Below are 21,982 nucleotides of genomic sequence, written 5' to 3'. Positions count from 1 at the left end.
CCAAGAAGGCCAATCATGGATCGTCGACTACTTGTTCTCGCCGTTGGAATGTTCGCTGTTGGAACGGATAATTTTGTGATCGCTGGTATATTACCGAGCATTTCGATGTCGCTGAATACTTCCGCCAGCGCTGCGGGACAAATGGTGTCGATTTATGCATTGTCATTCGCAATTCTGGCCCCAGTCATAGCCGCTCTCGCGGGCGGATGGTCACGCAAATTCTTGCTAATGTCCGCGCTCGGAATCTTCGTGGTCGGCAACGCGCTTAGCGCGGTTGCGACCGACCTCAATACCGTCCTTGTCAGCCGCGCCCTGGCCGGACTCGGCGCGGCGATGTTTGCTCCCACAGCGCTCGGCGCAGCAGCCTCGCTCGTTGCGCATGAAAAAAGGGGGCGCGCCCTTGCAATCGTCACAGCGGGACTTGCCGGTGCAACCGCACTGGGAGCGCCGATCGGCACGTTTATCGGAGGCTTGGGCGGGTGGCGTGGCACACTCTGGTCCGTCGCTGGGCTTGGCCTGATAGCGATGATCGGCGTCTCACTAATGCTTCGGACCATCCCGACACCTCCGCGTATCACCCTGCGTGAAAGGCTCCGTCCGCTCCACGATAGTCGCATCGCGCTGACATTGCTGACCACTTTATTTGCTTACGGCGGCTTGTTGATGGTCTACACGTATATTGGGCTGACGCTCGATCACATCACCAAGGGTAACATCGGTGTCCTGGCCGGAATACTGTTTCTTTGGGGCGTGGCGGCAACCGCTGGCAATCTTCTGTCAGGCAGGCTAGTCGACCGTTTTGGTAGTCGTGAGATCATCAATGGCGCGCTTATCGTCGCTGCGATCAACTTCGCAGCTCTGCCGTGGACCTCCGCGCATATAGGCACGGGTCTAGTGAGCGTCGCGATCTGGGGCATCTCCGGCTGGGGGCTGAACGTTCCGCAGCAACATCGGCTGGTGACGCTTGCGCCGCACGTCGCGCCCCTGTTGCTGGCCCTCAACAACACCGCACTATATGCGGGGCTTGCCTGCTCAGGCTTGCTGGGCGGCATCGTCATTCTCGTTATCGACGTGCACTATCTAAGTCTGGTCGGTTCGGCGTCAATATTCGTTGCGCTTGTTATGGCTGAGTTGGCACATATCCGGATCATCCGGCGAGCGTCGCTCGAGCCGCGCGAAACAGCGGATGCATAACCCGCCGCATCACGACGGAATGCTCCAAGGCGGTCATTTCAATGCGAATGAACGTGGATGCGAAGCAACCATCGCTCAATGGTACATCGAGATTTGCTAATCTTGGTTCTGTTCCAGATCAGGCGTCCCCCTATTTCTTCATCAGTAGCGCCGGTCGACGCTGATCCACCGTAACCATCGATCCTTGAACGTTCGATTGTCCACCGGGGAATGCGATCAAACGGATGTGGCCTGCAAAAATCATTTGATCGTGAAAGGCAAGGTGAATGGCGAAATACGTGCTTATACATGGCGCTTGGCACACAGGTACCACCCTCCAGGGTGTGGCGTCCCTGATCCAGGCCATGGGACATGATGTCCACACCCCTACGATAAAAGGAAACCGACCTGGTGACTCGAAAGCGGTCGGCTTGTCAGAAGCCATAGAGTCGATCGTCGAATATTTGGAAGAAGAAGCCGGCACCCAGGATGCAATACTTGTCGGACACAGTTACGGTGGAATGGTGATTACAGGAGTGGCCGATCGCATTCTGCACCGCATCCGGCGCCTGATCTATTGGAACGCCTACGTTCCCAATGATGGAGAGTCCATCCAAGATATGACCTCGCCACATCAAGTCGCCGCGATAGAGGCCCTCGCAGCAGAACGGAATGATGGCTCGGTCGTATTGCCGTTCCCTTTCTTTCGTGAAGCTTTCATCAATGACGGTGACCTTGAGACAGCGCAAAAAGCCTACGAAATGCTCAATCCGCACCCGATGCAGACATTCAGGGACAAGATCCGTCTATCCGCCAATCCGGCCGACATGAAAGTTGGAAAATCCTATATCAACTGCACCGAGGATACAGTGGCCCCGCATAGCCATCCCTGGCATCCGAGACTTTCGGAGAAGCTTGGGCTTTTCCGCCTCATCCAGATTCCGGGGTCTCATGAAATAAGCTTCACACATCCGGAGCGGATAGCGAGGGCCATCGTAGCGGCCGGCCGCGACTAAGTCAGATGTCAATGTCGGTAATCGAGTTTGTCGCTTCGGGGAGGACGCCGGCGGCTCGAGCCGCAACAGCTCGGCAGATCCTGTGACGAAAGACGATCCGGATGAACAAGAATCATGGGCCACCGACCAGCAGCGTGCCGCGCAAGGGCCACGATGGATCCCTCAATGGGCGCGTTCTTATTGCGGGAGGGGGAATCGGCGGACTGACGCTGGCATTGTCGCTGCATCAGTTGGGCGTTCCTTGCACCGTCTTTGAGGCCGCCACGGAAGTCCGGGAGCTCGGGGTGGGCATAAATATCCTCCCACACAGCGCCCGCGTGCTCATGTCACTCGGCCTGTTAAGGGAGCTCGACGATGTCGCCATCCGCACGCGCGAACTGCGGTATCTCAATCACCTCGGACAACAGATATGGGCTGGCGAGTGCGGCCTCTGGGGCGGGCACGATGTGCCCCAGCTCTCAATCCATCGTGGCAGGTTGCACGGCGTTCTGTGGCGAGCGGCGCAGGCGCGATTGCCGGTTGGCGGCTTGCGCAACGGTTATCGCCTGCACGGATTCACTCAGGGTAGCCATGGCGTCACGGCGCGCTTCACGCTAGCCGACGGCACGGAGGCGGAGGAGCGTGGCGATGTGCTGGTAGGTGCTGATGGCATCCACTCAGCGTTGCGGGCCCTGCTGCATCCTGGCGACGGCGGCATCCGCTGGCAAGGCAGTCAGCTGTGGCGAGGAGCAGTGGATTGGCCTGTTTTCGAGGGCGGCAATGTCATGCTGATTGCCGCCGACTCGATGGCTAAGCTGACCGTCTATCCGATCGCCGAGGGCAGATCGGCGGGAACGTGGCTGACCAATTGGGTGATGAACGGGAAGGTGGCGGACGGCGCATCGCCGCCGCCCCGGCGTGAGAACTGGTCTCGCCCCGGCAAGCTCGAGGAGGCGCTGCCGTTCGCAAGGCGCCTGCGGCTACCCTTCCTCGACATCGAGGCGCTGATCCGGGCCACGCCGCAGTTTTTTGAGTACCCGGAGTGTGATCGCGATCCGCTTCCCTGGTGGACGCGAGGTCGCGTGACGCTGCTGGGCGATGCGGCACATCCCATGTATCCCACTGGCTCGAACGGCTCAGCCCAGGCCATTCTCGATGCGACGTGCCTGGCGAGGCTTTTGTCCGAACTGGCGCCTGAGGCGGCGCTCAGCGCCTATGAGGCTGAGAGACGACCCAAGACTGCCGAGGTCGTATGCAACAATCGTAGAGGGGGGCCCGAGCGCGTGCTGGATCTGGTGGCCGAGCGGGCACCGAAAGGCTTCAACCGCTTGGAGGACGTGATCACGACCGCAGAGCTCGCTGACATAGTTGGCGGCTATGCGCGATTAACAGGGCTCGCCAGCCACTAGTAGCACTTGCAGGCAGCCTTATCGACGGCTTCGAGAAGACACGTGGTCTTCTGTCATGCCGCCGCGGCGCCCATAGCCTGCCATCGATTGGGCCCGACCTTTCAAGGGCGACCCAGACGGCTTGTACGAACACGACGCGCGGGTAGCGATTGCCACGCTTCGACATCTTGGCGAGATTTTGTGCGTCGCCGGTCGAGATCTGCATGGGAACCAGTTCAAGCCAAGCGGCGAAGCCGCGGCCATTGGCAAAGCTATCGCCGATTCCAATCGCCGCCACTATGGCACTCCAGATAATGGGTGCCCGGGATGCCCGTCAGTCGTTCACATCCGGCAGCTTGCCTGCTAAGCTCTCCGACCGATACTTGCTCGATCCGGACATCGAGTTGACGCCAATCCGAAGCCAGCCCTTACAAACGCACCATGCGCGGCGATAGCCTCGGGTGGCGCGGCCAGGACGGGCGGCAATTCCGTTCGCGAAAAGTGTTGTCCTTGTCAAACCGCAAATGCCGCGTTCCAGCATAAAGGCGCGGAGTGCTTGATGATGCCACTACGCTGCCTGACCATTCGCTCGCGGACCCGATGCAATGACTGCAGGTCGAGCACGGCGTTTATGAATGCGCCGGGTCGCATGATCGCGCGCCGACGACTCCGTCGGCCGGCTCCAGTGTGCTGATGCTCGCAATGCAACCGGCATTACGAGTTGGGCATATGCGTCAGATACTGATAGATCGCGGCCAGCTCGTCATCCTCCATTTTTCCGACAGAACGCCACGGCATTTGCTCGCTGATCTGGTGACCGTTGGGATCGATGCCGGTACGCATGGCTGCAATGAAGCCGGCCTGCGTCCAGTCCTTGACCAGATTGAGGTCCGGTCCGAGCGGCGCCAACTGCCCGGGCACGCCGCCGGTCAAATTCTCGCCGTGGCACGCACGGCAGTCTTGATACGCCAGGATGTATTCGCCAAACTCAAAGGTCGGCCCTTTCAACGGCCCTGAGACATGTCCGGTGACGATCGGGTTGCCGCTTGGCAGCAGGTCTGCGCCGAGCATGGCAAGGCCGAGCAGATTCATGTGATCGGGCGGATCCGGCGTCGGATTTCCTGCCGCCGGCACACTACGGATATACGCGATCACAGCCTTGATGTCGTCGTCGCTCAGTCGGCCGGCATTGACGTAGGACATCATTGTCAGCCACCGGCCCTCCGCGTCAACGCCGTTGCGAATGGCACGGAAGATCTCGCCATCGGACCAGTGCTTCAATGGCCCGGCCGGAGTAAGATTTGCAGCCACGAAGGACCCAATTGGAACCTGGAGTTCTACGGCGAGATCATAGCCGCCGGTGAGCGTGCCAGTGTGTGAATGGCAGGCGCCACACAGACCGTCGGAGATATCCTTGCCACGCGCAACGAGTTCGGGGGTTGCCGCAACCTTGATATCAGGGATGGGAGCCGAGCGGCTGTGCTGCTTGATCATCCCCAGCGACGTGAGCGCGCTGGCAGACAACACCGCAACGGACAGCAGCGCCAACAGGCTTGCGCCACCCCATTTGATGATGCGGTTTTTAACACGCCATGAGCGGAAACCAGACCAAGCCAATAACGCGGCGATGGCGATCAACGCCACCAGCGCAACGATGTTTTGCATTGCTACTCCTAGACAAATGATGCGCACGGGAAAGTGAACTGAGCAGAATGGAATCTGCCGGTGGTTCACGCTGACGACAAATCTCGCGACGCAGCCGTCGGCATCGTGCCATCAAAGCTAGGCCACTGAGCAAGCGGCGTCGTGGGCCTAACGCGCCCTTTCGTGCCTTACGTCACGCACGGGGTTGAACGTTGTCGCCCTGCACATGAACGCCGGGTGCGTGACCGAAGCGTTGGCGGAATGCCCGGGCGAAGTTAGTGTAATCGCGATACCCGCAATCGTATGCGATCGTGCTCAGAGGCTGGCCCGACTTCGACCCCCGACGCCTAATAGCGCGGGCCGCTTGATCCAGGCGCACTGATTGAATGAAGCCGCTGCAGGTACAACCGTGGTTCGTGAACAGTTTTTGCAGGTAACGTAGCGAAATACCGACCTCGGCAGCAATCTCACTCGGACCGAAATCTGGGTCGGCAAAGCGATCCTTGATGACATCGCAGATGCGCTTAAACAACCGATCCGAATGAAGGGGGCCTGGTACTGGGTCCAGCGGCGCGAATACCGCTCCGAGCAGATCGTAAACCGCTAACTGCATATAGTTGGCAGCCGAGGTTGGCATCGGTTGCTCGGCGTCGACGGCGTCCAGAACGAGTTGGAACAGCAGGCGTGATGCACGCGTTCCAGAGTGGCCAGACTTTCGAACTTTGAAACTTTCGAACTTGGCCCAATCCGGACATTGCTTGTCGAGCGGTTCACTCCGTCTCGCGCGGCGCGGGTCGATCCTCCGGCGACTGCAAGCACAGGCCGAACGCGTCTGTCCAAATGCCGACCACCCAGCGCCGCAGTGAAGCCGTGATGAGAGCCGCACGTTTTGACGCGCTTCCTTGACGCGAACCAGTGCCGGTCGATGCGCGGCGACAGCTTGATGCTGCCGTCATCTGTGCGCGGCCATCGAAGACGCGATTGTCGTGGCGTTTGATCACGACATCGTGCGTCCGGGCCGGCGCAACAGGGCATGGTGCAATTGGAATGATCAATCTTGGTACTGTTTCGATAAGCCGACAGCGCACATTTTTGCCTGATCGTCACCGGGATCGCGTCGGGTTACAGCGCTGTTGCGTCGTGTCGATGCGGGTCTCATGCAAACTCAAGCGGGGTAACAGTGGCCGAACTCGGGTCGCTGATCATCTGCGGCCAGTACAGCTTCCCGATTCAGCAGATGGCTTCGGCGTCCTGCCGTCTCCGTGATGGAGTTGGCGTTTGCTTTCACGATCGATGCGATCGAGCGCCGCTTCACACGCGCGCAACGTTGCAGGCACGACAACGTGAAAGTCGACATTGCGGCTCGATCTTGCACCACCATGCGCATTCACTGCACCCTCTCAACCCGGACGTTCTCGATGATTCAGGAGCAAGGAATGAACGACCCTCAGGCATCCTCAAGACCGGCTTCGCCCGATCTCAGTCGGCTCGCGCCGTTGTCGCGACGCAAGTTTGTCGGCTTCACAGGAGTGCTGGGTGCCGCTGCTCCGTTTGCTGTGTTGAAAGCGGCGAACGCGTTCCCCGGCTTTGGATCGACAGCCGCCGCAAACGGCATCGGCGACATCCCGATCTGCCGAGCATCCGAGAGCACTTACGCCGATCCAAAGGGGCCGCCACGACACATTCGCTTTGTGTACAATGGCACCGGGATCTGCACTGCGGCGGTGCCGGTCGCTTTGCATCACGGGTATTTTGGCAAGCATAACCTGGATGTCGAATTTATTCAGGTCGCCGGCGAGACCGACCAGATGCTGCAGGCGCTTGCGACGGACAAAGCCGACGCCGGTTCGAGCATGCTGCTGAATTGGCTCAAGCCGCTTGAGCAGGGCATCGATGTGAAGCTCACAGCGGGCCTGCACGGCGGCTGCACACGCCTGTTCGCCGGCAAGACATCGGGCATCACCGATATCACGAAACTCAAAGGCGGGACGATCGGCGTGTCCAGCATTTCCGGCTCGCCCCGCAATTTCTTCGCGATCTTGCTGTCCGACAATGGCATCAACCCGGAAAGCGACGTTCAATGGCGCGAGTTTCCGGCGGACCTGCTGCCGATCGCGCTAAAGCGCGGAGAAGTCCAGGCGATCGCCGACGCCGATCCGACAGCGTGGCTGATACAGCATCGCAGCAACGGCGAGCTGGTGGAGATCGCCTCGAATCTCTCCAGCGACTACGCCAACCTGTCCTGCTGCACGATGGGTGTCCGTGCCTCTCTATGGGCAAAAGATCCCGCGACTGTCGCCGCCTTGACGAATGCCATCCACGATGCGGCCGTCTATGTCGCCACCAACCCCGATGACGCCGCTGAGGTCTTCGCACCATACACACCGAAAGTTCCGGTCGCAGACCTTGCGGCGATGCTGCGCAGCCACACGCATGGACACCATCCTGCGGGCGATGCGCTGCGTCGGGAAGTCGTCAGGATCACGAGCGACCTCAAACGGGCGTCGATCATCAAGCAGAGTACGGATCCCCAAAAGCTCGCCAACCGCGTGGTCGTCGACGTGACCGGTTGATCGAAGATGCCGAAAGACGCGACCACCGCATGGGCATCAATATGAGCTCACCGACCGACCAGCTTCTGGAGTGCATCGCTATGGGCAAGACCGATGCGAACGATCTAAAACGCGTCTCGGTCTTCAAGCCGGGCGCGGATACCGCGAAATTCGCCGAGCGGATTTATGTCGACGTATTCGACAGGGTCTAAGACGCCGGCACTGGCGCGATCTACCGGAGATAAAGCCGCCGCCGCGAGCCATTCGCTGTCGTTTCCGATATCGGTTGCGAAAAATGCGTCGGGTGCGTTGGCAGCCTTGGCGTGGACCGGCTTCGGACTTTCCTGCCTGCTGTGGCAAGACCTCGGCGATTGGTCGCGGACCCATGACGTGGCGGTCGCGTCATTCGTGTTCGCTGGTGGCATTCTCACCGCAACTCTGTTTGGCCGGTTTGGCAGCGGCCTACAGTCGCGGGCGCCATGGCTGCTGGCGTTTGGGCTGTTCCTGACCATATGGGAAATCGCGACCGCCAAGTTCGCATGGCTGCCATTGCCGTTCTTTCCGCCGCCGCAAGCCATTGTCGAAGTCTACACCGACGACTGGCCGAAGCTTCTGGCCAGCACCGTTGCATCGGTGAAGCTTCAGCTTGTCGGCTATGCGCTCGGGGCAGCGATCGGCTTTCTCGCCGGCGTATTGATTGGATGGTCGCGCGCCGTCGGCTATTGGGTACATCCTGCCCTGCGCTTCATCGGGCCGCTGCCCGCAACGGCATGGCTGCCATTTGCCTTGTTCACGTTTCCGTCGAGCTGGAGCGCGAGCACGTTCCTGATCGCACTGGCCACCGGGTTTCCGGTCACGGTGCTGACCTGGTCGGGCGTCGCAAGCGTCGGCAATGCCTATTACGATGTCGCGCGAACATTGGGGGCGAAGCCTTCCTTCCTGGTGCTCAAGGTCGCAATTCCAGCGGCGCTGCCGCACGTGTTCGTAGGCCTGTTTATGGGTCTTGGATCGTCCTTTGCCGTTCTGGTCGTTGCCGAAATGATGGGCGTCAAGGCCGGGCTCGGGTGGTATTTGCAATGGGCGCAGGGCTGGGCAGCTTACGCAAACATGTATGCGGCGCTGATCGTTATGTCGTTGTTGTGCTCCGGCGCGATCACCCTGCTGTTCAGGACGCGCGACCGGCTGCTGGTCTGGCAGAAAGGCGTCGTCAAATGGTAGCGGTTGCTATCGCTGAAACTGATCGGCCGGCTGCCGTCGGCGCGTCGCTGAATGTCGAGGGCGTCAGCCACGCCTTTGACATCGATGGCGCCGCGCTGCCGGTACTGAATGACGTTAGCTTCAACGTAAGACCGGGCGAATTCGTCGCGCTGCTCGGTCCCTCGGGATGCGGAAAGTCGACCTTGCTGCGTCTGGTGGCCGGGCTTGAACCGCCGCGATCGGGCGCGTTGTTCGAAGATAGTCGTCCGATCAATGGGCCGTTCCCGTCGCGGGTGGTGGTATTTCAGGATCCGACGCTGTTTCCGTGGCGAACCGTCTGGAAAAACGTTGCGCTCGGGCTCGAGGCCCAGGGTGTCTTAAAGAGCCAACGCCCCCGCGTCGATGCGGCGCTCGACCTCGTCGGGCTTTCTGCGTTTCGCAACGCCTACCCGCATCAGCTTTCGGGAGGAATGGCCCAGCGGGTCGCGCTGGCACGAGCGCTGGTGAACAACCCCAGGATACTTATTCTGGATGAGCCGCTCGGCAAGCTCGATTCGCTGACACGCATCTCCATGCAGGCGGAAATCGCCGCGCTCTGGCAGCGCAGCGGCTTCACCACGCTGATGGTGACGCACGACGTTGAAGAGGCGGTCTTCATGGCCAACCGCGTCATCGTATTCAGCGACCGCCCCGCGCGCGTCAAGGCCGACATGACGGTCGATCGTCCCTTCCCCAGGCACCGCGGCGATCCCAAGCTGGCGGAGTTACGGAGCAACATTCTGGGGCTGCTTGGATTGGATGCGAACTGGTGAGCAGCGGCCGGGCGTTGACGGCACGTGCGATGTCTCGTCGTGGGCGACAGCGCCTGCGCGAGGTACATCGAGACCGCGCTGGCGCGCCTGCGCGGTAACCGATAGGCGTCAGGTCGGACGATCGCGGACGACAGCATCGCATGGCAGAAGCCTATCGAGCTCATCGAGCTCCTTGGCGTGATGGGCTCCCCATTCTATGAGGGAATCCAATACGGGCCGCAGGCTTTCGCCGAGCGGGGTGAGCAGGTATTCGACCCCCTGACGATCGTCGGCGCTGGGCTGCCGGCTCACCGTTCCATGTTCCTCAAGCGCTCGCAGCTGCCCGATCAACACCTTCTGCGAGATGCCGGCAATGCGCTTTTCCAGCTCGCATGTGCGTTGCGGGCCGTCCAGCAACACGGAAAGGATGACCGCCTTCCAGCGTCCCGAAAAGACGCCTAGCGCGCGCTCGACCGGCAAGCCGGGTAGTCTCTTGATGATCTTCATCCGCCGACCACTGACCAATTCGTGTGTAGATCGGAACGACTACCGAAGAATAAACCTTCGGCAGAAATCTGATCGGAGGATGATCTATGGCCGACCTGTTCGAAACTCAACTGCTTGGCGGCACTGTTCCGCTGAAGAACCGCATCGTCATGCCACCCATGACCCGCACGCGAACGTCCGAAGGCGACCTCCCGACCGATGGTGACCTCCCGAACGAGATGATCGCCACCTATTACGGCCAGAGGGCCAGCGCCGGCCTGATCATTTCCGAGGTCAACGACGTGGATCAGTCCAGTCATGGTTACGCGAGGATACCCGGAATCCACTCGGAAGCCCAAATGCAGGGCTGGCGCCTGGTGACCGATGAGGTTCACCGGCATGGCGGCACGATCTTTATGCAGTTGTGGCACGTCGGCAGGTTGGCCCATTCCTCGCTTCTGCCGAACGGCCAAGCCCCGGTGGGCGTGACCGGCGAAAGGGCTGCGGGTTCAGAGGTGTTCGCCCATGGCCCGGACGGACGGTTGCGTTTTATGTCTGTGGAGACGCCGAGGCCTCTCAGCACGGATGAGGTGTCGGCCATGGTGGGCACCTTCGCCAAAGCCGCCGCCAATGCACGGGAGGTCGGATTCGATGGTGTCGAACTCCATGCGGCCAACGGCTATCTGATCGAGCAGTTCATGAACTCGGTGCTCAATACGCGCACCGACCGTTACGGCGGGGGCAGCATGGAAGATCGTACGCGCTTCCTGATGGAAGTCGTCGATGCGGTGGTGGCTGAATTCGGTCCGGGGCGCGTGGGTGTTCGCCTGTCTCCGTTCGGCAAGTACGGCTCCATGCCGGCGGACCCTCTTACGGAGGAAACGTTTCTGTACGTTGTCGAGCAGCTGGGGCGTCGCGGCGTGGCGTACATCCATCTGCTCTACGAGCTACTGCCCGAAGGAAACATGGAGGCGGCGGAGTTCAAGCCTCGGTACCTCGACCACGCGCTGCTTGCCAAGGCTCGGGCGGTGTTTCCTGGCGCCTTCATCTGGTGTGGCGGCTTCAATGACCGCGAGCGCGCCCAGGCTTCGCTCGACACCGGGTTGGTGGACCTGATCGCCTTCGGCAGACCATATATCGCAAACCCGGACCTTGTTGAGCGTCTCAAGCACGGCTGGCCGTTAGCGGTAGCGGACCGATCAACTTATTACACCCGACGCGGCGAGGTGGGTTTCACGGACTTCCCTGCTTATCCGATCGGTAGTGCTGCACGCGATGCAGCCTGACCGCGGCGGTGGGTCGAGGCGTCCGGTGCCGGGCGGTTTCTGCGGACGAACATTTCTCGTCACCGGTGCCAGCAAAGGCATTGGCGCGCACTCTCAACGCGGCTCGCCGATGCCGATCATCATGTGGTCGGCATCGGCCGTGGCAGGCCAGTTGTATCATCGGGCAGACCCTATTCGTCGATGGCGGTGGATCGACCGGAAGGGTGGCCATCTGAACCGAAAGTACAGGGCGACTAGGACTACAATTCCGTCGTTCAGGCGCCCAGCACCCACACTTCAGCAAGGTGCTGTCGAGCTTGATCACTGAAAAGCAGGGCCAGCGCATCCAGCAGGCGCTTGCGACGCTGCAATAATCCAAACGTGAAGTCTAACCCAACCCAAGCAAAGGAGCCCCATGATGGGTGCACCAACGAAGACTGCCGACTCCACCGTCGTCAACGGCATCAATGTCGACGACCTGGTTGCGCTGATCGACGACGTCAAGCGCAAACCTGCCAAAGGCAAGACGAACTGGCACGCCGTCACGACCTGGCAGGGCCAGACGCGGAGCCGCGCCGAAATCGAGCGTTATGAGATGGGCGGAGAAAAGGTGCCGCGCCGGTTCTGCATCGACATCGACGAGCCTCGCGAACTCGGCGGAACGAACCGTTTCGCCAATCCGCAGGAGCATCTGATCGCGGCGCTCAACGCCTGCATGACCGTCGGATACGTGGCGCAGTGCGCGGTGCGTGGAATCACCCTCGAAAGCCTGTCGATCGAAACCGATGGCGAGATCGATCTTCGCGGCTTCCTCGGGATCGATCCTGCCGTGCCCCCAGGCTACGAGACCCTCAGATATACCGTCCGTATCAAGGGTAGCGGCACAAAAGAACAGTTCGTCGAGGTCCACGAGGCGGTCATGGCGACCTCGCCCAACTTCTACAATTTATCCGAGGCTGTGGCTCTCAAACCAGCCTTGATCGTCGAGTGATTGCACGCTGGTGCAACCCCGGACGAAATCTCGGCCGTACTGCAGCTGGCCGCCGCGCTCTCAAAGGCAAACTGGTCGATCCGATGCTCTTGACACGACCGCCGAACTGATCGCGGCGATCAAGGTGTCTTGGCTTCGGATATAGCAGTAACATCAGGATGTATGTCATGACTTTCAGCGATTCGTCCCTGCCGCCGGTATTGCCCGAGGATGCCGCGCCACTCGTGGCCACGGTCGCGGGGAAAATTTGACTGGCTCTGGATGGCACTCGTGGCCCAGGACAGACCATCTTCATACCATCCAGAAGAAATGAGCGTATGCCATCCAGGTTTGAATCAAAAACAAGCGAGGATCGAGAGGACTTAGGCGAATTGCCGCCGAAAATTGCTCAATCGCAGCGTCGTCATTTCCGAGATAAATATTTGTCCAGCCTTTCCAATTGCGCGCCAAAACCGAATTGGGATCGAGGGCAATGGCGCTTGCACAAAGAGCTTCCCCTTTCTCCGGCTCTTCGAGTACGTATGAGTACGCTTGTCCTGACAACGCAAGCACCAGAGGATCATCCTGGTCGAGCTGTATCGCTCGTTCGGCAAGCTGCCGGGTTTCAGCCCGCTCTTGGGCAGCATTCCTTGTCCACGCCCACGCTTTCTTCTGTCCAAAATTACTTGCTGCAAAAGCGTAGGCCCGGGCGAACGCAGATCGAGCGAGATTGCAATTTTCGTCAGCCTGAGAGCTTCAACATTTCCCTTTCGGGTTTGCTGGTAGGCGACAAACAGCGCGCGAAGATAGTAGTCATAAGCCTTCAGATTCTCCGTTGGCTTGCGCCGGACGCGCTCCATTTCGGCTCGCTCAAGCTGCGGAGAAATAGCGCCTATGACGCTGCTTGTTAAGCGATTCTGCAAATCAAAAATGTCTGCGAGATCTGTGTGTACCGAAAACCTTATCCGAGTTGATGAGGTGACGGAATCGCCTAAGCTGGAAGAATGATCGGGCTACTCTGTTTTGTTTTGGCGGTCTTGGCTTCGCCATTCAAGTCGAAGTTGCGGCTTGAAGCGGAGAACGCGGCGCTCCGACATCAATTGATTGCCTTAAGGCGTAAGCTGCATGGTCGCGTCCGGCTCACCAACGATGATCGCTGGTTCTTCATTCAGCTGTATCGCTGGTTTCCATCGATCTTGCAGGTCCTCACGATCATCCGGCCCGAGACGCTCGTGCGTTGGCATCGGGCCGGCTTTCGCCGCTACTAGCGTTGGAAGTCGTACCCACAGGGAGGGCGGCCGCAGATCGACGCCGAACTGCGCGCGCTGATCCGGCACATGAGCATGGAGAATCCGCTTTGGGGCGCGCCACGCATCCATGGCGAACTGCTCAAGCTCGGCTTTGAGCTGGCGCAGTCGAGTGTCGCCAAGTACATGGTTAAGCGGCGAGGCCCACCAAGCCAGGGATGGCGGACCTTCCTGCGTAACCACGCGCCGGACGTTGCCGCCATGGACTTGTTCGTTGTTCCCACCATCGGTTTCGACCTGCTCTATGCATTCGTTATCATCCGACTGGACCGCAGAGACTTGGTCTTGATCAACATCACAAGAAATCCGACGGCGGAATGGGTTGCACGTCGGATTACGGAGGCCTTTCCTTGGGATGAGGCCCCAAAATACCTCATTCGCGATCGCGATCGCATCTATGGCAGCCTCGTTACGCGCCGATTGCGCGCCATGGGCATCCGCGACAAGCCTGTTGCACCGGCCTCGCCGTGGCAGAATGGCCTTGCCGAACGGTTGATCGGATCGATCCGCCGCGAGTGTTTGGACCACATCATTGTCCTGGGCCAGGTGCATTTGCGTCGGGTTCTGCAATCCTACGCCGACTATTACAATCGTGTCAGAACGCATCGGTCGTTGGACAAAGATGCGCCGGTTTCTCGCCCGGTTCAGCGGACCGCAAGCATCAAATCGTTCCCCATTCTCCGCGGACTCCATCACCACTATGTCCGGCTTTAGGTTTTCGGTACACACAGGAGCTTAGCTCTGCTTCTATGGTCTCAACTCATCCCTCGCAACATAGTCTTCCGCTAAAATGCTAAGCTCTTTCGCACAGCCAAAGCATGAAGAAATCTCCAGCAACCATCTTTCGAAAAAGAATCGGGATTGCAGAATCGAACGCTGACGCACGTCGCTGTAGGTCCTTCAGCATGGCTCGCGTTCGTCGTCAGGATGCCCGTCTTGATCATCGCCCGCGCCTCGAGCTCCTCCGAGCGCGCCTTCGGTCCCCGCCTGAAAAGAAAATCGCCCGCCCGTAACTCCAGCGAGTCGCTCTGCCTTCGGCTCTCTATATTGATTTCAATACAGCACCGAGCAAGGCTTGGGCGGCCGCGCGGAATTATATCGAGCCCACCGAATTGAGAGTTCGTGTGACCGCCTATTCAGTAGCAGCTTCAGTAGCAGCCAAAATCGCCAGCTCGCCGTGATGCCGGGCGGCTTTGTCAAATCAGGTGGCCGGAATCACATTGTGGTTGAGCCGGAACATGTTGGCCGGGTCGTAGGTTTTCTTGATGGACGCCAAGCGCGCGTAGCGCTCCGGCCCGTAAATCGCCGCGCCGTCGGCCGCCTCATCCGGCGCGAGGTTGTTCACGAAACGCCGGTCGCCCTGCCAGGGCTTCATGCCGTCGAGCAGCTCGGCGACCGACCTCTTGAGTTGCTGCTCCTGCGACAGCGGACCGGCCGAGACGCCGAGCAGGCTGTACGGCAGGCCCCTTGTAGCTACGGCGTTGGGCATCGCCGGCTCCCGGTCCCACGCCCCGCCCAGGGCACGAAGCTCGGCGATCACCAGGGCGGTCTCGGAATCCGGACCGACCAGTTCGATCAGTTTGTCCTGCGCCTGCGCCGGAAACTCTCGCAGCATGATGCCCCGTTCGTAGTAGGGCAGCGGGTCGGTCGGCTCGCTGTGGATCGACGCGACTTCGGTGTACGGCATGTCCCGCACGGTGTCCAGGACTGCCGGAGCTACCGCCCGCAGCGGCGCTATCATCCGCTCGCCGTCCGCGGTCGTGCCGTTGTAGGCGATCCGCACGGACACCAGAAACTTCCCGCGTACAGGCTCGGGCACTCCGGGCACCGACGGCATCCGCATCACGGCGATCGACGTGACCATGGTCTCCGGGGTGCTCGGGTGCCAAGCGGTCCAGGCTCTCAGCACGTCCGCCGTACGCTCACCGGGGAAGTAGATGCCGCCGCCGTAAAGGCGGGTCACCGGGAACAAGTCGAATTCCAGCGCAGTGACCACTCCGAAGTTGCCCTTGCCGCCGCGCAGCGCCCAGAACAGGTCGGGCTCGGACTCCGCATCGACATGCCGCAGTTTGCCGTCCGCGGTCACCACGTCGAGCGAACGCACGTGGTCGGCGGCGTAGCCGTGGGAGCGGCCGAGGGTCGGGCTGAGGCCGCCGCCTAGCGTATAACCGGAGACTCCCACGGTGGGGTTTGACCCGTTCAGCGGGGCCAGCCCGGCTTTGGCCGCCTTTGCGATGACCTCCGACCATAGGGCTCCGGCGCCGACCCGAGCCGTGGGGCCGGCCACGTCGATCGTTATGTCGTTCATTCGATGAGTCGCGATCACGACGGCGCCGCGCGCCTGGCCGACAATCTGGTGGCCGGTTGTCTTCACCAGGACCGGCCGGTGCTGCTCCGCCGCGAAAGTAACGGCGGCCTGGACATCGCGCGCGCTCTCCGGCACCACGATCGCCGCAGGCACCAGCTCGTGATTCAGATTCCAGACGGCGCGTTCGTCATCGTATCCCGCCTCGCCCGGCAATAGAACCGAACCCGCGACCGCAGCCAGGAGGGGCGCGGCATCTTCCGGCAATACCGGCGGCAGCGACGCATCGTTAAAAGCCATGACATACATCCCTGTTTCTAGTGCCATACCCAAGCCAAGACGCGTGGACGGTCCGAAAAGCCTCTGTTGTTCTCCTCCGCCGTTCGTGATTACGGGTGTGTGGGTGGGGCCTGAATTAGTGCGGTTCCGAAACCAGACGCGCCTCACGTTAGGCCGCCGAGCGGGGCCGCGTCGTGGGTCGAACGCGCCCTTTCGTGCCTCGCGTCACGCACTGGCGTCGCCCGACGAATTCGACGATTGACTGGAGTATGCCAGCGGCATGCAAGTCGCCGGTGCAGAATGGTGTCGCTCGCGATCTCGGCGGCGAGGTCGAGGTCTCGGGGGGGCAAGCAGGACGAGAGCGTGATCCTCCGTCGATCTCGTCGAGGTGAAGGTCGCCGCGGACAAGACCGCGTAAGCCGCGGTGATCCGCTATCGGCGGGTTTGTAGAAGAACAGGGTGACGAAGAGCAGGGTGGTAAAGGAATCTGAAGGGATCACCAAGTCAACCCAGAACCAAACATACCAGGTGAGAACCGGACGTAGTAGGAATGTTGGATGCGGAGCATGTTGTCCGGCTCTGCCGGGAGATCAACGAATAAGTACGCGCTAACAACTAACCTATTGCCGGCGCCTCACAACCCGGTAGCCAGGGTTCGCGTTCCTGGTTGCGGTGCTGATCGGCCTCTCGGCGTGGCTTCATTTACCTGGGACCTGGGCCTTCATCTTTAAGCTGGCGACCCGATCGTCTCAGCGCTGCTCAGCTCATCACTGCCGGGTGTCACGATCGCGCGCTTCTCCAACATTTGATTGCGCGTGGCGTTGAAGAGTCGGATCGGAGCCCTCTTTTAGGAGCTTCAAACCACAGCCTTAAGGGATCTTGGTGACAATGCGGAGTGCTGACCGTCTGATGCGCAGTGCTGACCTTCTGCAGACGCCCGAGTTGAATTACGAACAGTGGAGGGATCTGTTGCGCCCGATTTGTGGGCTGCACACGATAGACAACCCTGAAGCCTTTGCCGGCCGAGTTCGACCCCGGGACATCTTCGGACTTAATGCGTCGGAGATTAGGAACAATAAATGCCGTTGCGAACGGACACAAAGGGATATTCGCCTTGACGGCCTTGATCACTGCTTTGCCGTATTTCAGGTCGCTGGACGATCAACGATCATTCAAGATGATCAGGCCGTAGCACTGGGGGTGGGAGATGTCGCGTTCGTAAATTGTGCCCGCCCGGTGACGTATCTTAATGATGGCCACGAACAGTGGATCACACTGCAGTTGCCTCGCCAGCGTCTGATTCGTGGCGTTGGATTCGAGCCGCGCGGCGGCCTTACTGGCTGCTCTGGAACGCCTGCATCACGCCTGCTATTCCAACTCGTTCTGGACGCCGTCAACGAAGAGGTATCTACGCCTACGTCGGCTGGCAACTATATGCAATTGGCGGTTTTTGATCTGCTCGGAGCGCTATTAGCGCCGGAAGATCCAGCACCGAGGTCCCTTCATTCGGATCGATTGTTCAGGCGCATCTGCTTTGTCGTCAAAGATCGCTTTGCCGATCCGGATTTCGGTCCATCTAAGATTGCGGCCGAGGTCGGTATTTCGCTACGTTATCTCCAAAAACTGTTCACGAACCGCGGTTGTAGCTGCAGCGGCTTCATTCAATCAGTGCGCCTGGATCAAGCTGCGCGCAGTATCAATCGTCGGGCATCGATGAAGTCGGGCCAGAGTCTGAGCGAGATAGCCTACGCTTGTGGGTATCGCGATTACAACAATTTCGCCCGTGCGTTCCGCCAAAGGTTCGGTCACGCACCCAGCGTTCACCTACAGGGAACGACGCCAACCTAGTGCGTGGCGTAGCGGCCGCGGCGGCGCGTTAGACCCAGGACGCCGGCCGCGCGGTAGCCTGTCTGAGATGGCAGCTGGCGACGGCCGCGTCTCGAAATGTATCGTCAGCGTGGACCATCACAGATTCCATTCTGGTCAGTTCGCTTTTTTCGCGCGCAGCATCAATTGGCGGCCTCTCAGTCTGGCGAGTACATCCCGACATATCAGGACTGCCGTGAGTCCTACGGCGAGAACCTAACGCCGTTGGTTGCGCCTTGACGGGCTATCAGCTTTTCGACTTAGGCGTCGACTCTTGGCCGAAACGATCTGGCTTCTGCAACGGTTTCTATGCGCAGCCCTTCGAGTTCTTGCATTGATGTCGCAGGACTTCGGCAGCCGGGCCAAGGACGTGCGGCAGAACAGCTGGCGCTGAACGAAGCAAGCTACACGGTCTCGCCGAAAGTTAATTGTCCTGCGCGCGAGCAGCCAGTTGCCGACGCCTCAGCATCCGCCGGTTGACCGCGGGAGAGCGTCGGCGTGAGCGGTCAATCGGCCGCGAACGTCAGTTCATTGGTATCGAGGCTGCCAGTGCTAATGTTAGTGCGCCCTGTCGGAAACTGCTGGAAATCGTGCTAACAAGAAATATCGACGCTGGCTAAAGCTTGCGGAGAAAGCAGGGTACTCCCAACTCCTCGTTCGCGGTTGGATCGCCTACTGCATTGATAGCGTGAACCGCTTCCGTCCGACGACGCACGGAGAAGTCAAGCACCGCGTCGTGCGCAGCAGCAGCCCCTTAGGAGAACCAAGCATGGATTCCATTTCCCGTCGGCATCTATTGGCGGCAACCGCCGCCGGTGGTCTTCTTACGACTGCGGGTCTCGCGCATGCGCAAACCGGAGGCGCCGCTACTCCACAGCCACAGCGGCCTGGTCACGGCGGCACCGATCCCGGCCCGCGCAATCTGATGCGGGATCAGCAGAACCCGGATCTGTTGGTTCCGCCATCGACCGATCATGGCACGTTGCCGAACCTGCGCTTCTCGTTTTCCGATGCGCATGTGCGGCTCGAGCCGGGCGGCTGGACCCGCCAGGTCACGCGGCGCGAGCTCGGGGTTGCGACGTCCATCGCCGGCGTGAACATGCGTCTGAACGCCGGCGGCGTGCGCGAGCTGCATTGGCACAAGGCGTCGGAATGGGCCTACATGCTGTATGGCAAGGCGCGCGTGACGGCCGTCGATTCCGAGGGGCGCTATTTCGTCGACGATGTCGGTGTCGGCGACCTCTGGTTCTTCCCGGGCGGGACCCCGCACTCGATCCAGGGCCTCGGTCCCGACGGCTGCGAATTCCTTCTCGTCTTCGACGACGGCGACTTCGACGAAGACAACACTTTCCTGCTCAACGACTGGTTCCGGCGCGTGCCGCCCGACGTGCTGGGTAAGAATTTCGGCGTGCCTGCCGCGCTGTTCGGCCACACCCCCGAGGAAAGCGAACGCTATATTTTTCCCGCGCCGATACCGGGGCCGCTCGGCTCCGAAGCCATACCGGGCGCACAGGCGGCGGAGACGAACTACACGTGGCGGATGATGGAGCAGGTGCCGATCAAGACCAGAAGCGGATCGGTGCGGATCACCGATTCCCGTCTGTTCCCGATCAGCACCACGACCGCCGCGGCGCTCGTCGAAGTCGAGCCGGGCGGATTGCGCGAGGTGCACTGGCACCCCAATGGCGACGAGTGGCTCTACGTCATCGAGGGGCAGACGCGCATGGGCGTGTTCGCCGGCCAGGGGCAGGCCCGAACGTTCGATCTGCAGGCCGGCGATGTCGGGTACGTGCCGGTGGCGATGGGGCACTACCTCGAGAACACGGGGCCGAACACGCTGCGATTTCTCGAGACGTTCAAGAGCGACCGCTTTGTCGACTTTTCTCTAGACACCTGGATGGCAGCCACGCCGCCCGAACTGGTGCAGGCGCATCTGAACCTGGATCCACAAGTGATGAATGGGCTGCGCAAGGCCAAGGCTCTGGTCGTGCCCGAATAACGGCGTACGTCGGAGTGCGTCGCGGCGCACTCATCGGCCGCCGACGGTGAACCGGGGCTGGCGGGACCCGCCGCCAAGCTTGCGGTGGACAGAGGCTCCGTGGTTCGCCTCAGCGGCAAAGCCTCAGCCTCCTGCTCGCGAAAGCGGGCATGTAAGCAGGGGTAAGGGGCCGAATACCGCGGGTCACAGGAGCCACTCGAATGAACTGGAATTGTAGCGCGATCAGACAGGAGACGCTACGTCTCGGTACGTTTCCAACCCAGCAGTCAGCAGATCAGAGCCCGCATTCGCTTTCTGCTGTGACTTTGTTTGAACGCGAAGAGCTAACCCGAAAGCTGCACCCGATATCCTCGTCTTTCGATCCGACGCAAGCCGTGTATTTTGAAAAAACATTCGGATTATTGAAATACGACACGACCGGATGCTGCAACCTAATCGTGTTCGATGAAATGGATGAGGAAAAGGTCATGATCGGCTATCTCCGTTTCGTGCTTGAATGGATCGCGAACACCGACAAGGTAGGTATGCAGGTGATGCGCGTGGCGATTGCAATCGTCTTCCTGTGGATCGGCGCGCTCAAGTTCGCCCCCTACGAGGCCGACAGTATTACACTGTTCGTTGCAAACAGCCCGTTTTTGTCATTTTTTTACAAGCATCCCAATCAATACAAGGCCCACCTTACGAGGGAAGGAGAGTTGAAGCCGGCTGATAGAGCCTGGCAGACGGAAAACCATACCTATTCGTTCTCGGATGGATTGGGTTCAGTCGAGATCATAATCGGCCTGCTGACGTTGGTCGGGCTTTTCTCGCGTCGATACGGAATGTTGGGAGCGATACTGGCCTTTCTCACGCCATTCGTCACGTTGTCGTTCCTGATCACGACGCCCGAGGTTTGGGTCCCGGCGCTTGGCGATACGCCGCACGGCTTCCCTTGGCTCTCAGGCGCCGGTCGGCTGGTGATAAAGGACGTCATGCTGTTGGCCGGCGGCTGGCTCATCATGACCGACAGCGCCCGCGCCTTGCTCGAGGTCGGCCGGCAGCCTGCTTCTGATCTGGGAGGCGTCCGCCATTTTCTCGGCGTGGGGAAACTGTAAGTGGTGAAGCTCTGACTGGCGGAGCATCACTTGCTTCAAATCAACGCTTGCTCGTGGTAATCGGGCTGGTGCTCAGATTGATGGGGCTCGATGCCGGTTGACGCGGCGAGGCGACGAGGACACCTTTGGGCCCCAGCGGTGCGCCTCACCGGCTGATCACGCTGGTCTTCGGCTTCGTGCTATAGCCGATCGCGATGATCTGGCCTATCTCGATGTGCCCGCGAACTGGACGGCGGAGTCCCGGCCATGATGATCGCCCTCATGACGCTCAATCGGGCGCTGCCGTTCGCGCTGGTCTGGCTCGGCGCCATCCGCTTCAGGGCGTTTGCGAGGCTTCGCCCTTGATCACGAGCGCATTTGATGACCCTCTGGGCGACCAGCTGTCTACGCCGGTGAGCTGACGAGGCGATCTTCAATTCAGACTCTCAGGTCGGATCGACCAGTTTTCCACTTGATCGCGCCTTCTGCATTGAACAGTCAGCCCGACAAGAGCCTGAACTTATTCTCGGGAAGCTCACTCACTGAACTGTCGTGCCATGGCGGCCCAGGGGAATCGCATATGGATTTGCGGCCTCTATTGCGTTGTTTTGCAGGATGGATTCTGAGAGCGGCTCCCACAAGGCGGAGGGAGTCGTATGGGGAAGTTCAAGAAGGCTTTTCGGCGGTTGTCG

Annotated in this window: 19 protein-coding genes and 1 pseudogene; 14 read left to right on the top strand and 6 right to left on the bottom strand. The window is 60.3% G+C overall.

The window, feature by feature from the left end; genetic code table 11:
- Positions 1-15 precede the first annotated feature (15 nt).
- The 3 genes from ACZIRK_RS31065 (at position 16) to ACZIRK_RS31055 (ending at position 3,577) form a co-directional block, all read left to right on the top strand.
- Positions 16-1,194: an MFS transporter gene (locus ACZIRK_RS31065; RefSeq protein ID WP_456644991.1), complete on the top strand. Its 1,179-nt coding sequence runs from the start codon at positions 16-18 to the stop codon at positions 1,192-1,194.
- Between the two features lie 266 nt (positions 1,195-1,460).
- Positions 1,461-2,189, top strand: coding sequence for an alpha/beta hydrolase (locus ACZIRK_RS31060; protein ID WP_474418759.1), 729 nt, complete (start codon positions 1,461-1,463; stop codon positions 2,187-2,189).
- A gap of 101 nt (positions 2,190-2,290) precedes the next feature.
- Complete coding sequence (locus ACZIRK_RS31055) at positions 2,291-3,577, top strand: flavin-dependent oxidoreductase (protein WP_456644993.1); 1,287 nt, start codon at positions 2,291-2,293, stop codon at positions 3,575-3,577.
- 97 nt (positions 3,578-3,674) lie between these two features.
- Here ACZIRK_RS31055 and ACZIRK_RS31050 read toward each other — a convergent pair.
- The 3 genes and pseudogenes from ACZIRK_RS31050 to ACZIRK_RS31040 all read right to left on the bottom strand — a co-directional run.
- Positions 3,675-4,177 (bottom strand): annotated as a pseudogene (locus tag ACZIRK_RS31050) (transposase); the annotation flags it as partial.
- Between the two features lie 93 nt (positions 4,178-4,270).
- Positions 4,271-5,221 carry a c-type cytochrome gene (locus ACZIRK_RS31045; RefSeq protein ID WP_474418758.1) on the bottom strand — a complete coding sequence of 317 codons (951 nt, stop codon included), beginning with the start codon at positions 5,219-5,221 and terminating at the stop codon, positions 4,271-4,273.
- Positions 5,222-5,393: 172 nt separating this feature from the next.
- Positions 5,394-5,837, bottom strand: a complete 444-nt coding sequence (locus ACZIRK_RS31040; protein WP_130227204.1) for a helix-turn-helix transcriptional regulator — start codon at positions 5,835-5,837, stop codon at positions 5,394-5,396.
- Between the two features lie 799 nt (positions 5,838-6,636).
- Between ACZIRK_RS31040 and ACZIRK_RS31035 the strand changes: the two genes are divergently transcribed.
- The 4 genes from ACZIRK_RS31035 to ACZIRK_RS31020 are packed head-to-tail and all read left to right on the top strand — an operon-like array spanning position 6,637 to position 9,761.
- The gene (locus ACZIRK_RS31035) at positions 6,637-7,773 is read left to right on the top strand and encodes an ABC transporter substrate-binding protein (protein WP_474418757.1); all 1,137 of its coding nucleotides are present in this window, start codon (positions 6,637-6,639) and stop codon (positions 7,771-7,773) included.
- A gap of 29 nt (positions 7,774-7,802) precedes the next feature.
- Positions 7,803-7,964: a hypothetical protein gene (locus ACZIRK_RS31030; RefSeq protein ID WP_165435305.1), complete on the top strand. Its 162-nt coding sequence runs from the start codon at positions 7,803-7,805 to the stop codon at positions 7,962-7,964.
- On the top strand, positions 7,939-8,970 hold the full coding sequence (locus tag ACZIRK_RS31025) for an ABC transporter permease (RefSeq protein ID WP_456644997.1): 1,032 nt from the start codon (positions 7,939-7,941) through the stop codon (positions 8,968-8,970). The genes ACZIRK_RS31030 and ACZIRK_RS31025 overlap by 26 nt, the downstream gene beginning before the upstream one ends.
- Complete coding sequence (locus ACZIRK_RS31020) at positions 8,964-9,761, top strand: ABC transporter ATP-binding protein (RefSeq protein ID WP_456645017.1); 798 nt, start codon at positions 8,964-8,966, stop codon at positions 9,759-9,761. Before ACZIRK_RS31025 ends, ACZIRK_RS31020 begins: the two co-directional genes overlap by 7 nt.
- A gap of 108 nt (positions 9,762-9,869) precedes the next feature.
- Here ACZIRK_RS31020 and ACZIRK_RS31015 read toward each other — a convergent pair whose 3' ends face one another.
- A complete protein-coding gene (locus tag ACZIRK_RS31015; RefSeq protein WP_130227207.1) occupies positions 9,870-10,247 on the bottom strand; it encodes a winged helix-turn-helix transcriptional regulator in 378 nt (125 codons plus the stop codon).
- 86 nt (positions 10,248-10,333) lie between these two features.
- Here ACZIRK_RS31015 and ACZIRK_RS31010 point away from each other — a divergent pair, with 86 nt between their 5' ends.
- Positions 10,334-11,512 carry an alkene reductase gene (locus ACZIRK_RS31010; RefSeq protein ID WP_456644998.1) on the top strand — a complete coding sequence of 393 codons (1,179 nt, stop codon included), beginning with the start codon at positions 10,334-10,336 and terminating at the stop codon, positions 11,510-11,512.
- Positions 11,513-11,909: 397 nt separating this feature from the next.
- Positions 11,910-12,482, top strand: a complete 573-nt coding sequence (locus ACZIRK_RS31005) for an OsmC family protein (RefSeq protein ID WP_130227209.1) — start codon at positions 11,910-11,912, stop codon at positions 12,480-12,482.
- Between the two features lie 291 nt (positions 12,483-12,773).
- Here ACZIRK_RS31005 and ACZIRK_RS31000 read toward each other — a convergent pair whose 3' ends face one another.
- Positions 12,774-13,034 (bottom strand): hypothetical protein, encoded by a 261-nt coding sequence (locus ACZIRK_RS31000; protein ID WP_474418756.1) that lies wholly within the window; start codon positions 13,032-13,034, stop codon positions 12,774-12,776.
- 431 nt (positions 13,035-13,465) lie between these two features.
- Here ACZIRK_RS31000 and ACZIRK_RS30995 point away from each other — a divergent pair, with 431 nt between their 5' ends.
- The gene (locus ACZIRK_RS30995; protein WP_474418755.1) at positions 13,466-13,729 is read left to right on the top strand and encodes a hypothetical protein; all 264 of its coding nucleotides are present in this window, start codon (positions 13,466-13,468) and stop codon (positions 13,727-13,729) included.
- A gap of 69 nt (positions 13,730-13,798) precedes the next feature.
- A complete protein-coding gene (locus ACZIRK_RS30990) occupies positions 13,799-14,482 on the top strand; it encodes an integrase core domain-containing protein (protein ID WP_474418754.1) in 684 nt (227 codons plus the stop codon).
- Between the two features lie 487 nt (positions 14,483-14,969).
- Here ACZIRK_RS30990 and ACZIRK_RS30985 read toward each other — a convergent pair whose 3' ends face one another.
- The gene (locus ACZIRK_RS30985) at positions 14,970-16,373 is read right to left on the bottom strand and encodes an FAD-binding oxidoreductase (RefSeq protein ID WP_130227830.1); all 1,404 of its coding nucleotides are present in this window, start codon (positions 16,371-16,373) and stop codon (positions 14,970-14,972) included.
- Positions 16,374-17,261: 888 nt separating this feature from the next.
- Here ACZIRK_RS30985 and ACZIRK_RS30980 point away from each other — a divergent pair.
- The 3 genes from ACZIRK_RS30980 (at position 17,262) to rclC (ending at position 21,311) form a co-directional block, all read left to right on the top strand.
- Positions 17,262-18,200, top strand: a complete 939-nt coding sequence (locus ACZIRK_RS30980) for a helix-turn-helix domain-containing protein (RefSeq protein ID WP_165435365.1) — start codon at positions 17,262-17,264, stop codon at positions 18,198-18,200.
- Positions 18,201-18,987: 787 nt separating this feature from the next.
- Positions 18,988-20,217, top strand: coding sequence for a cupin domain-containing protein (locus ACZIRK_RS30975; RefSeq protein ID WP_456645002.1), 1,230 nt, complete (start codon positions 18,988-18,990; stop codon positions 20,215-20,217).
- 200 nt (positions 20,218-20,417) lie between these two features.
- Positions 20,418-21,311: a reactive chlorine resistance membrane protein RclC gene (gene rclC / locus ACZIRK_RS30970; RefSeq protein ID WP_283813290.1), complete on the top strand. Its 894-nt coding sequence runs from the start codon at positions 20,418-20,420 to the stop codon at positions 21,309-21,311.
- Positions 21,312-21,982: the final 671 nt, after the last annotated feature.

Source organism: Bradyrhizobium sp. Leo114, assembly GCF_055229415.2.
Note: the sequence above shows the minus strand (reverse complement) of the source record. Positions and strands in the feature narration are given on the sequence as shown.